Here is a 12,676-nt window from a genome sequence, read left to right as displayed (position 1 = left end):
GCGGACCGGATTGCCCGCCGCGCGTGCGAAAGCCTTTGCACGCTGCAATGGCCAAATTCAATGGCCTAGAAAAAGAGTCGGCACCATTCGACACGTCGCGGTTGACACCCGCGAATCCATCCCGTATCGGCGCGCTCCTACCCGGCGATGAGCGTTCTGGCCCATCGCCTCCGTGCCCAGATGGCGGAATTGGTAGACGCACCGTCTTCAGGTGGCGGCGCTCGAAAGGGCGTGGAGGTTCGAGTCCTCTTCTGGGCACCACTTGTTCTCAAAGCATTGATAATGCACGGGGATCGTCGGAAAGACGGTCCCCGGAGAGCCTTCGCTGCGGCAAACGGCTTCGAGATTTGCCGCATGGCGTGCTTCGACGGGGGCACAAGCTCTACTATCGCCACAGCATATTCCGGTTGATGCTCAACGCCTGCTGCACGCGCCTCCCGGTCGATGCAACGCTCCTCCAACCGCTGAACGACGATCCCGGCGCGCGCTTCCTTGAGATCGCTCCATCGCCACCCGCGAGCATCCAGTCTGGTGACGACCTCATGTCTGGCGAAGCGTATTGCAGCTACATCGACGATCCGACGCGCGCTTGGTCTGCTAATACGCGGGAGGCGTCTGAAACGAGCCGCGAGCTCACCATCGCGGTGATTGGCCAGGCGACGCCTGTGCTTTCGTCTCGCGAACGCATTGCCGTGACCTGCCGGACGTTCTTCGATTCCTTTCTGCCAACCCCGCCAAGCCTTTCCGAAGCTGTCGCCCCCGCGAGGCAGCGGAGCGAGCACGGCTGGGTGGCGGCATCAAGATCATCCGCGCGGCGAACGCCAACTCGATTATGTCGAACAGGCGCAGCTTTCTGAACTGGGCCATCAATGAGGAACTGCTCGCTCGCAACCCGCACAAGCCAGCCATTTCGAGCCGCGACTTGTCGCGTTCGGTGTGTATGAGTTTCCAGCTTCCACGGCTGGCAGCGGCATGGCTGCCCGATTAGCACACTGGACGCTTGCCCCGCTCACGTTGAGAAATGTTGAGGTGTGCGCCGATGGAGCGAATCCAGCCGCTGGCGTTCGCCTCGAGCGCAGCGCCCATCGGGGAGCGGTTATGGGAACCGGCGGCCCAATCCGAAATCAATCAAAGAAAATGAATATAATTTGGCGGAGCGGGAGGGACATAATAACACTTGAATTAAAATGATAATTTATAACTTTCCGAGATTGCCATAATTGGAGCCATAAAATTCGATACGAACTTCAGCGCATCAAGATGAACCGTTCAACCCATCCGGACCCCGACAACCTCGCCTGCCTCGATTTGAAAGTCGATCACGACTGCATCGCTGCTCTGGGCCTCAATCGACAGCGCCGGCTTCATCGCCGCCATGATCGCGCGATCGCCTCTGACAATATTATCGAACAAAGTGTTTTCACTGGCCAGCAGCGCCATCTTGCTCTCGTAGGATGAGATCGCCTGTAGTTTTTCACGCAGCACCCGATCGATTGTTGCCGTGGCCTCGCCATCCGGCAGAAACGGACGAAAATCCTCGGCGATGGCATCGAAACGCGCCTGCTTGCCGGTTTCACGCCCAGGATAGGCAGACATCAACTGAAAGCCACATGCCCGCGCACGCAGACAGAGCAAGATTTCGTCGTACCGGCTCATGACAGTCGCCTGGGCTTCTTGGAGCGCCTTGACGTATTTGCTCGACCCAAAAGTATCCTTCTTGATCGCTCGCAATGCTTCCGTTGCTGCACGCAGATCCTTCACGAGATGATCGTGTATCTTGATCAACTCGGCCTCATGATTCTCGATGGAGTGCAGCACTTCGGGAGCAAGTTCGCCAGACAATACTGCCCGTGCTATTTGCCGGAAATAGCGGATCGCACCCGTCAAGATCGAATGGCGCTCGTCTTGCTGAAAGCGCGAAACTTCGGCAAGCATCGCTTTGATTTCGTCGAGCCCTTCTTCAATGCGCTGCATCTGCTGTTGTTGGGCAATGGCAGTGGCTGCAGTCAGCAAAATCGCTGGGCCAGAAATGCCAATGGCAGCGACCTGTTGTAGGTCTGCCATACCCTTGTTCCCCTTGGCCACCCCAACAAAGCCGCCGACCTTGTCGCTCCAAGAAAGCGCCACTTCGGAACTATAGATGTGCTTTCCCGCAAGCATCTGTTCGGCGTTGAAAAAGGGCTGCAAAGCCTGAATGAAGGGTGTCAGCTTGCTGATAGTCCGGCCATCAGGCACGATGAAACTCCAACCCTCGGCATGATCCTGCGGAACTGTCGCGAGCGAAAATGCATGCTGCCCATCATCGCCGACAATGCTGACCGCATTACCGTACTCAACCCGTCGAGCCGGCACGGTAGCCTCAGCCGTGCCGACCGCGTCCACCAGCCGACCATCTGCTGTCATGATTCCACGCAGGTAGCTGATCTCGACCAACGCCGAGACGAACGGCAGCCATGCATTGGTGCTCATTACCCCAGACGCCGCTTTTCCAGCCGCCTTTGCGGCCTCGCTAACCAGCGCGGCGCGGTCTGCGGGCTCCGCAGTCAAAAGGTGTTGCCTGGCAAATACATTAACGAGCATCGCTTCGCGCTGGGCGACATCGAGACCAGCGACGGGAATGCCGATCTGCTTGCATGCTATGGCGAGCAGATCAGCATAACTGTGCTTTTCACGATCCATGCTCCCCGATGGGGTGGTTAAGCCTGCGGACAGCCAAAAACCGAGGCGATAGATATCGTCGGCGATTTGGTCTCGATAGCGCCCATGGTCAGGGCTGTAGCGCAGATAGGCGCGCGCATGCTTGAGATAACTAAAAGGCGAGTCGATCAGAAGATTGACGATTGGCGCAAGCTCGTCGTTGTTGGCATGGTCGAGAACGTCATAAAGGTCACACGAGCATTCGTTTGCAGCCTGATCGGTCACAAAACCCCCAGATGGATTTAAGGCAGTTCGCCCAAATTGCCGCAGTCCACTACCAACAGCAATCCAGAAACGATATGTTCCTGCGATCTTGCAGGTTGAGGGCAGGCCCCGCCCTAGCGCAGACCAAGTCCGTCAGAACTTGCGATCAGTTGATCGCCCTCAGCCCCTTCCCTCAAGGAACCTCAGCAGCGCCTTTCGCAATGATTCCATGTTGCCCAGCTGGCATTCCCATACAAGCAAGACTTTCCATCCCATCGCCTCGAGTGCCGCCACATTGGCCCCGTCCCTCGCGCGGTTGCCCTCAAGTTTAGGCTCCCAGAACTCGACGCGGCTCTTCGGCATCCGCGCGAGTTTGCAAGAGGGATCCGGGTGCCGGTGCCAGAAACAGCCGTGAACGAAAATAGCGAGCCGCCGGCGGCGAAAGACAATGTCGGGCTTTCCAGGCAGTTCGCGGGCGTGAAGCCGATACCGATAGCCCATGGCATGGAGCGCGCGCCGGACGGTCATTTCCGGCTTTGTGTTCTTGCCCCTGATCCCGGACATCATCCGGGAGCGGGTTTCGGTATCCACAATATCGGCCACTTCAATTTTCCTGGCCACCTGGTACCGACCTGGTAATAGGCATGCAAACAGGAATAAGTCGATCGATGAGCTCGAATTTCAAGACAGTTGATATTTTCGCAGGTCCAGGCGGCCTTGCGGAGGGCTTTTCTTCACTGCGTGACGCGGGTGGCGAGCGCATTTTCGACATAGCCCTCTCGGTGGAAAAGGAACCTTCGGCTTTTGCCACATTGCGGCTGCGCGCGTTCACCCGTCAGTTCTCCGAGTTGCCGATCAGCTACTACGACTACATCTCTGGACGGATTTCGCGAGAGCGGCTGATGGACCTGCATCCCGCCGAGTGGGAGGCCGCTGTCCGCGAGACCACCATGCTGGAACTTGGCAGTGACAGCGCGCGGGAATGGCTTGGTCCGGCTCTCCGGAAAATACGCGAAAACGCCGGAGACAGGACCGTCTTGATCGGTGGACCGCCCTGCCAAGCCTATTCGCTCGTCGGCCGGGCGAGAAACCGGGGGATCGCCAATTACGACGCGGCTTCCGATCACCGCCATTTCCTATACCGCGAATACATCCACATTCTTGAACAGCTTCAACCCGTTGCGTTCGTGATGGAGAATGTGAAGGGCATGCTTTCGGCAAAGGTAAATGGGGTCGGCATGATCGCCCGGATCATGGCCGATCTGAGGTCCGCTGGCGGGAAGGTCGACAACTACCATATCCTGCCCCTCGTCGCCGATACGCGCGGGGGTATGTACGGGCACATTGTGCGCGCCGAGGAATTTGGCATCCCCCAGGCCCGGCACCGGGTCATACTGCTGGGCATTCGGACTGATGTCCTTATCCGCCGTGGCTTGCCAACCGGGGCGCTTCAGCCCCTCCTCGCCAGTCCTGTGAAGGTGACGGTCAGGGATGTGCTGGAGGGCATGCCAAGGCTACGGAGCGGCCTGAGCCGAACGGCTGATACGCCGGAAGGCTGGCGCACGGCAGCAATGAGCGCATTTCGTGAAGCGGCGACCGCGTGCGATGCTCATGCAACAGACCTCAAGGATGTTGCGCGACGGTTGAGGTCACATGCGGATAGCATGCCGGGGGTGGACACGATGCCACCCAGAACAAGCACTAGCCCCGGGCCAATCCGCGACAACCGTCTTGCCGACTGGCTAGTAGATGCAAGAGTCGGCGCACTGCCCAATCACGAGAGCCGTGGCCACATGGCTGGAGACCTTGCGCGATACGCTTTCGCAGCAACGTTCGCGGAAGTTTTCGGCCGGTCACCCAAGGCGCAGGAATTTCCCCCGGGCCTCGCTCCCGATCACCGCAACTGGGAAAGTGGCAAGTTCGCCGACCGGTTCAGGGTTCAGACCTGGGATGCCCCGTCAACCACCGTAACCAGCCACATCTCAAAGGACGGGCATTACTTCATCCATCCCGATCCAATGCAATGCCGTAGCCTGACTGTCCGCGAAGCCGCGAGGTTGCAGACATTCCCCGACAACTATTTTTTCGAGGGCAACCGGACACAGCAGTATGTACAAGTCGGCAATGCGGTCCCGCCACTACTTGCCAAGCAAATTGCCGAGCTTTTGTCCGATCTCCTGTCCCGGGCCTGATTCGGGCTGGGCAATGGTCACCTTATTCCACCGGATAGAACTGTTCGAGCTTTTCAACGATCGCCAAGGCGGCCTGGCTCTGCCGTTCAGTCGGGATTCGCGTAGGCATGAAGGTGCAAGCCTTCAGAATTCCGCTTTCCCTGGCATCCAGCTTGCCGATCGATTCGCCGAATGCGAGAACCTGCCGCCAGTATTCGGCACCCTGTAGAACCACCTCCCGCTGGGCCGCCACGCCACTTCTGGCCTGACGCTCCTTTCGTTCCTCACGCTTGTTCGCCCTGGCTTCCTCCGGATCGATGAGGGTGTCGGCGAACTCCGGTTCATACCAAACCTTGCGTTTCGCCAACTCCGCCCAGCAGCCCTGCTTCTTCGCCCACTCGCTAATGTTGCGCATGCCGGCGTGGGGGTTGGCGATGACCTCGTTGGCCACTTCCGCAGCCGAGATAAAAGCCCGCTCCAGCAAAACCGGCACGCGCTGCAGACGCCAGACCTGATCGAGATCCACAACCCTCTTTAGTTGTTCAGCGTCGTGCACAACCTTCGCGAAAGCATAGGTGACGATATTGGCGCGATAGCCTTTCACGTACCATGGCTGAGCGGGAACTAGTCGTTCAAGGTTCCGGAAGATGATCGCCTTCGCAACGAGGCGCCGGAACCAGACCTCATCAAAGGTTTCGCCATCCTTTCCCCACTCAGCTCCAATCAGCCTGGCGAAATCGGCAAAGTTCTTTTCCGCTCCAAGGCTCACGACATGAGGCTTGCAACGGTACGAGTTCTCGAACTTGGCGAGGTCGACCTTCGTGAAGAACTGGTCCTTGGGGAATTCCGCCTCGAACTTTTTCCGCTCCGACGGGGTGCGGCGGGACCTCTCGTCGGCGTACTGCCCCCGGGCTCTTTCATAGAACCACTTTGTTTCGCGATAGCTGCTATCCCCCGCCGGCGACAGCACTCGGCGCGAGAACTCTTGCATGCGGATATGGAAGGGATGATTGGCGAAAAAGTCGGCCGCGTTGACCTTGTTCTGGCTGTTTGCGAATTTCGAGATGCTGGGCACAATTTCCTCGGGACTTCCCGGCGGAACCACAGTCAGCTTCATCTGGACGAAAACGTCCTTGAGCCTGTCGGGCGCACTCTTTCTCGCGGCATGGATCGAGGCCGTTGTCTGACCGCCATTCACAATCTGGAAATTCGCTGCCGACATGAGCAGCAGGCCCTCTCCAAGGTCCGCGATCTCGACGCTGTCGGCCGTGGCCGATAGGCCATTGTTATAGGAAAAGAACATCTCAGGCTCATTGCGGATAGTGTCCCGGATGCCGTGGTTGACCTTGCCTCTCGCCTGAAGAAACGTCCGGACGTTGGCCTCGAGCAGTCGAGCCCCCCACTTGTCATAGATCGCTGCAAGCTGGTCACCAGGCACAACAGCCAAATAGCTGTCCAGCGGCGCCCCCTCGAACGAGGCCTTCAACACAGGGATGGGTTCCCCGAAGTCCTCGGCAAAGTCGATCACCAAGTCCTCACGCGTCTGCCCAGAGGAAACGAACCGTTGAAGACGTGAGAGATCCCAGACATTCGAGGTGACCGGAATATCTCCGAACGAACCAATAGGCTGCGCGTCTGTGCGCGCCTTATTGATCCTGTTTGTCACTAGGATAAGCTTGATCTTGCTGACATGCTTCCATGCCCGCGCGACCAAGTCCGCCACAACAAATCCGTTGCTTGTCTGCTCGAGACGCTCCCTGAAATCCCGCTTGTTAGCCGCGATCACGAAATCCGCGAGGCGGCGCAACTGGCGCTTAATTCCTGCCGCATCGATGGATTGCGGCTCCTCGGACAGCACAAAGTCGCAGATGACAAGGCTGAGCACGCCCTCGTCGTCCCCGGGATCCCATCCATAGGCATCCACCTGAACCTTCTTTCCCGAGAATTCGCCGCTGAAATAGCCTTGCGCGAGTGAGCTGGCCTCGCCGGCCTCGTCGAGGATATCGATCACTTTTTCCATGAAGGCGTCAGCGGTGATCATGCCCTCCGCGTCTGCTCCACCCTGGATGTCGGCGATGAACTCGCGATGAAATTCAGTCAGTTCGTCCATGAGCCGGCCTCCCGACCAATCAGCTCATCCACAACATCCGCCTCGACAACATATGGGGCGCACGCATCAAGCCCGATACTGTACCTGATGCCACTCACCCCCGCTGGCACCGGAGGCGTCACGCGTGGAAAGCCTTCCATCACCTCGTGGAACTGGCTTTCCCCGATTACCCAGCGCCGTTCAGAATAGTCATCACCGAAATCGAAGCCAGTCCCGGCGATTGCCTCTTCCCAAAGGTCGTATGCCTCCGGCTCCGCAACGGAGAATAGGCGGTCGAGCTCCCTGACATGGTCTGTCAGGGTCTGCCCCTGTGGCTTCACAACAGCATCGACTGGACTGACAAGCAGGAAGAGGCGGCATCCGGGTACGTCAGCGAGTTGATCCTCGGAAGAAATCTGCACATGGGGTTTCGACGCCCCGCGCCGCGCCTTCACCTCGACTAGGCAGCCCTCGAGCTCGAAATCCTTGGACGAGCCTGAGGGCCCTTTCCATGCCTCGATTGCCGCCCTCGGGCCAATCAGATTGACCAGGTGGCCAAGAAAGCGCAACTCGCCCATTAATCCTCGCTGTTCCTCCAGCGAAAGTTGCCCAAGCCTGCCGCCGCGCAGAAGATGGTGCCAGCGCATTGTCCTCCGGATCGCCCGCTGCAAGGCGTCCCCATTACCCGTAGCTGCCTCCCCGGCGCGAACGATGTCATGACACAGACTGGCAAAGAGCTCCTTCTGTTCAGCATCCCGGAGCAGGAGCACGAGCGACGGCTTTCCCGCGACTTCGCGATATCCGAGATCCAGATTGCGCATCCTTGGCAATGGTCGCACCTCGGCGGTGTCATCGGCCAGCCGCAGCAGCAGGCCCGCCTCGGCATTCCCCGAAACCACCCAAAAGAAGTCCTGACGCCCGGACGGATCAACACGTCGCGCATCGATCCCGCCGGGTGTCAGGCCGTGCCAGGGATTGTCACTCGCCATCGTCGCCCCCGTCCTCGTCATTATCGTCGTCGCCGAAAAGCTCGCGAAGCTTGGTCGTGTTCAAAATGTATTCGACCTTCTGGTCCGGCCGCGAGGACACAGGAAAACTGATGCCCCAGCCGACGACAGGTTCCCCAGGCAGCAGGGCTTTGTTGGGTTCCGCCACCTTGTCGTCCTTAATCCGGATATTGTAGAGCAACAGAAGTGGGCTTCCCCGCTGCGCCCGGAAAATATTGTCAGGGTAATTCGGCGCCTTGCCGGAAGGCTCCGGTTGCCCTCCCAGAAAATCCTTCTTCGCGAGAGCTATTTGCTCGTCGGTGAGTCCGGCCATTTCCATGCCGCGTGAAGCCACGCGCGAACTGGGACCACTTACGGAAAGGATGCCCCTAGGAAGATCGTCGGCACCAATGGAGCGGCGGATCGGAACCAAGTTCCATCCGCAAATATTCTCGACCGGTTTTTCCGTCGAGGGTTTGAGGGATGTGATCAGAATATCCCATTTCCCCAACTCATCCACTCGCCGGTCTCCCATGTACTGGCGGATGGGCTCGACTGCGCTGAGCGGCGAGTCGGGATGATTCTGGAAATCGCGCAGGAAACCGTCGACAATGTCGAATGGAACCTCGCGCAAGAGCTTGCCGCCAGGAACGGGGATCGCGCGTTCCTCGTCCAAGCCCGCATCCCTCAGTGCAGTAAAAAGGCGATCCCGCGCCTGCCGGTTGTGGGCAATGTTGGCCAATCCCAGCCGCGTGGTTTCCACAAAGCTGTTCGAGAGACCGACCAGAACATGCTTGACGCCGGAGCCCATCTTGTTCCGGGCCGTCACCATCAGGGCGCTTGGGTGGCTCCTGACCGCCAGGCCGAACTGCATCGGGGTGGCATTGGCCTGTTCCATGCGTTTCAGCTCGAGCTGAAGCTCCTCGGTCGCCTCCGCGATGTGGGCGTACCAAGAGGCGGCTTCCTCCGGCATCCAGACCCGGCAAAGATCCTCGTAGTCGGCGCGGTATCCGAACCACCGGCCCATCTGCATCAGCGTATCGTACATCATCGAGTTGCGCAGGAAGTAGGATACCGTCAGCCCTTCGAGGGTTAGGCCCCGGGAGAGTGAAAAGCCGCCAACAGCGACAACGGTAAGCCCGTTCTCGCCAGTCGTGTCGTAATCAAGACTGCCCGGCGAATCCTTGTTAACGGAGATCACTGTCGCGGACGCCAACACCGGCAAAAGGGCTTCGCGGACGGCGCTCCAGTCGGGCCAGGCCTCGGCATATTCCATGGCCCAGCAATCCCGCAGTGCCGCGATTACCGGGTTGCGATCGGCATCCGGCCTGGCACCGTCCACGCGAACGGCGTCCTCGATCGTCCTCAACTGCTCGATCAGCCGGTTTCTCAGCATATTCTGAATGCCCGTGAACCGGGAGGCGTTCACCAGCATGGAGGCGTGCTGCGCCTTCTGCCCCCTGAGGTTGCGTATGGCGCGGGCGACGAGGAATGCCCTGAGCGCATCGACCATGCTGTCCGGAAGCTCGGTCACCGGATGGCCGATTGGATGCTTCACGGGCAGCAGGTCGCCGTTGTCGGCAATATAGCGCAGATGAAGCGGGCTCTCGTCCTCCCCATCGGGCACACCGTCGAGAAAGACCTTGCGGGCTCCGAAGTAGTTGCTGGGCGCATCGAGCCCGATAATGAAATGGCGCGGAAACAGGTCCTGCTTGTCCATCTCATCCTTTGAATCGGGGTCGATAAAGATGTTGGCGAACGGCGTGGCGGTGTAACCAACGTAACAGCTGCGCCGGAACAGCCCGAGCAAATCACGGATCTGGCCGTTGATTCGCGAGACCTCCTCCTTGCCGTATTTTATGTTGATGGAGGCGTTGTCGGCCTCGTCATCTATCAGGAGCATCGGCTGATCGACCATCTCGGAATAGCGCCCCACGCTATGTTCCCGCAGCCAGTCGACAAGGTTAGCAAGCGTCCGGGAGTTCTTCTTGATCACCAGCACCACAGGTTCCTTGTAGGACGCGATCTGGCTGGTGTTGGTCGTCGCGGTGGCCTTGTTGAAGTCCTTGAGGGTCGTGGTCAGGCTGACAGGAACCCGCCGGTCATCGAAGGTCCCGACACCGATGATCTTCGGCTTGTCACGGGTATCGCGTTTCTCGAGGCGGCCGGTGTCGCGCCCGACAAAGCCCTCGTCGATGCGTGCCTGAGTCTGGTTGCGCAGGTTGTTGTGAATGCCCGCGATGACAACGATCAGCCTGTACCCGGCATCGGCGGCCTTGCAGACAAGGCCGGTGTAGTTGGCTGTCTTCCCGCTCTGGACATGGCCAACGACCATGCCCTTCCGATCCCACGGATTGGTATCGTGGGGATTGCCCATGCGGTCGAGGATCCGGTTTGTCACCTCGTCTGTGGACGCGATCACGTCCCGCGGGAGACGCTTCTTCTGCAGCAGGCTGCGGTACCGGTTCCAGTAGTAAGGATCGATCCGCCCTGCCGCCTTCGCATCGTTCAACCATGGGACCCATTCGGCGTCGCTCACAACCGCGCCGATTCCCATGCTGATCCCCACACGCTCCTCGACCTGGCGCGCGAGAAGTTCCGCCTGTTCATCGGTAACATCGGCGAACATGGGTGACACCCGCATGAGCGCTATCGTCTCGCGAATGCTGTCCTCGGTCGGGCGCTCCTGGCCCGCCACAAGCTGGGAGACCACACCATCAAGCTTGTCGAGGGCGTCAGACATGTCCCGTCTCCCGTTCAATAATCTCGTCAATCAGTGGCTGCGCGACGGCCCATGCCGACTGGAAGGGCTCGACCTGCCGGAGGATATCCGGGATGCGATCACGATCCGTCCCCTGCGCGACCAGCCTTGGCACCATGGCCTCGGCCATTTGCCGAATGGCCTCCGCATCAGCCTGGTCGGCCACGATTTCCTCCGGGCAACCGGCGAAGTCGGAATGAAGCGCCGCGATAGGCACCGTCGATCCGATCAGCCCTATCAGGCTCGCGAAGTCCGCCTGCAGTTCCGCCGGAAGCCGGGCCGAGAAATCGGCAAACACCGGGTGCGTGGGGTCCGGACTGTAGACAATGGCCCCGTCCTTCTGCACCCGCTGCCAGACGGGCATGTACTCGGTGTTGACGAGCTTCTGCCCGCGTCCCCGGTAAGTCCGTTTTGATGTCTGGGTCAGGCGTTCGACCAGCAGGCGCATCCTTTCTCGCACGGCTGGAGGAAGCTGGGCGGACGCCTTCTTGACGTCGATCTTCCAGTCGGCGTCCATGGTGTTGGGGATGTCGACCCGGATACGGCACAGCTTGGTCAACTCGGTCTGACGGGCGAGGCCCAACCAGCTTCCCGCGATGATCAGGCGGCGGCCACGATAAACATAAAAACCCTGGGTCCTAAGGTGCCCCTCCGGTCCACCGAGGTCTTCCCAGTCGGCCCTGGATATGGATTTGTGATGAGGCAGCGTGAAACACTGGAATTCCACGACTCCATTGCCAAGTTCCAGCCGGTCTGGCCGGTCTTCCTGATGGGATGGAAACCGGGTGCCGAATGGATCGATGGGTTCCAGATCGCGGCCATTCAGCGAGATGGCCAAACCCGGCCGGTCCTCCATCATGAAACGGTGAAAGACGAGCCGGATGTGCCGCTCCGCGCTCGCGATCGCCCGGTTCAGATACTCGGCGCGCTTGCGTGGCTGGTTATCGAGGCCGCCGGACAGGCGGTCGAGCGAGCGCCAGACAACGAGGGTGCCGTTTTTGCCAAGCCGGTCGGCCCACGGAATCGAGCCGGGTTCGGAGTGGAGGCGCACCTCCCACCTGTTGGTGGCGGCAACCTCGTCCAGATCCCAGGTCGCGCCAACGAACACGCCATCCCTGCGGGAAGCGACGGTGAGTCGCTTGCACTGCGAGAAGCTCGCACTCTTTAGCCCCAGCCCGAAGCGCCCCAGATCGTGTCCGGCCCTTTCGGCAAGGGGATTTCTGCTGCCTGGACGCATGGCCTCGATCAGCTCGGCAAGGGTCATTCCCATGCCGTCGTCGAGAACGGCCAGGGCCGGATCACCGCCATCTACTTGGGACAGTATTTCTATCCTGCGCGCACCGGCCGTGATAGAGTTGTCGATAACGTCCGCCAGAGCCGTTTCGCAGGAATAGCCAATATCTCGCAGGCTCTGAATGAGCGACGAGGCATGCGGTGTCGCGTCGGCGGTGGCTTCGTCCTCACAGGGTTTCATCGAAGGCTTTTCTATCGTGATCATCGCTGGAACTTGCGAGTTCCACTGATGGCATCATCAGGAACTCTGATCAACAACCCCCGTCCGCCCCGTAATTGGTGAAAGGTAAGCGCGCACAAATGCTTCTCTAAATTTTCCTCGAATCAGGAACTTCAGCCTTGTGCACCAAGGCGCCAAAAACTGTCATTCACTTCGCGAATTACGGGCGAGCCTGGATGCTGCAGGGTTTCGGGCACCGTAAGGCGTAGCAAACCCGAATAGGTACGTTTCCGCAATCAAGATTATCGCGAACCA

General features: G+C 59.5%; 7 protein-coding genes and 1 tRNA gene. 2 read left to right on the top strand and 6 right to left on the bottom strand.

The window, feature by feature from the left end:
• The first annotated feature begins 174 nt into the window (after positions 1–174).
• Positions 175–261 (top strand) — tRNA-Leu (locus tag NMD1_RS11860).
• A gap of 1,008 nt (positions 262–1,269) precedes the next feature.
• Here the strand turns inward: NMD1_RS11860 and NMD1_RS11855 are convergent.
• Both NMD1_RS11855 and NMD1_RS11850 read right to left on the bottom strand, forming a co-directional pair.
• Complete coding sequence (locus NMD1_RS11855) at positions 1,270–2,922, bottom strand: hypothetical protein (RefSeq protein ID WP_125954915.1); 1,653 nt, start codon at positions 2,920–2,922, stop codon at positions 1,270–1,272.
• Between the two features lie 159 nt (positions 2,923–3,081).
• Entirely contained in the window at positions 3,082–3,504 is a 423-nt protein-coding gene (locus NMD1_RS11850) for a very short patch repair endonuclease (RefSeq protein WP_125954914.1), read from the bottom strand.
• A 65-nt stretch (positions 3,505–3,569) separates the two neighbouring features.
• Here NMD1_RS11850 and NMD1_RS11845 point away from each other — a divergent pair, with 65 nt between their 5' ends.
• Positions 3,570–5,093, top strand: a complete 1,524-nt coding sequence (locus tag NMD1_RS11845) for a DNA cytosine methyltransferase (protein WP_125954913.1) — start codon at positions 3,570–3,572, stop codon at positions 5,091–5,093.
• Positions 5,094–5,115: 22 nt separating this feature from the next.
• Here NMD1_RS11845 and NMD1_RS11840 read toward each other — a convergent pair whose 3' ends face one another.
• Genes NMD1_RS11840 through NMD1_RS11825 form a run of 4 tightly spaced genes read right to left on the bottom strand, consistent with a single transcriptional unit; the run spans position 5,116 to position 12,406 of the window.
• Entirely contained in the window at positions 5,116–7,182 is a 2,067-nt protein-coding gene (locus NMD1_RS11840; protein WP_125954912.1) for an AIPR family protein, read from the bottom strand.
• On the bottom strand, positions 7,170–8,150 hold the full coding sequence (locus NMD1_RS11835) for a PD-(D/E)XK motif protein (protein WP_125954911.1): 981 nt from the start codon (positions 8,148–8,150) through the stop codon (positions 7,170–7,172). The genes NMD1_RS11840 and NMD1_RS11835 overlap by 13 nt, the downstream gene beginning before the upstream one ends.
• Positions 8,140–10,890 carry a Z1 domain-containing protein gene (locus NMD1_RS11830; RefSeq protein WP_125954910.1) on the bottom strand — a complete coding sequence of 917 codons (2,751 nt, stop codon included), beginning with the start codon at positions 10,888–10,890 and terminating at the stop codon, positions 8,140–8,142. Before NMD1_RS11830 ends, NMD1_RS11835 begins: the two co-directional genes overlap by 11 nt.
• Complete coding sequence (locus NMD1_RS11825; protein ID WP_233497568.1) at positions 10,883–12,406, bottom strand: ATP-binding protein; 1,524 nt, start codon at positions 12,404–12,406, stop codon at positions 10,883–10,885. The genes NMD1_RS11830 and NMD1_RS11825 overlap by 8 nt, the downstream gene beginning before the upstream one ends.
• Between the last annotated feature and the right edge of the window lie 270 nt (positions 12,407–12,676).

Source organism: Novosphingobium sp. MD-1 (assembly GCF_001014975.1).
Lineage (GTDB): Bacteria > Pseudomonadota > Alphaproteobacteria > Sphingomonadales > Sphingomonadaceae > Novosphingobium.
The sequence above is the reverse complement of the archived record's forward strand: the minus strand, read 5'-3'. Positions and strand labels throughout refer to the sequence as shown.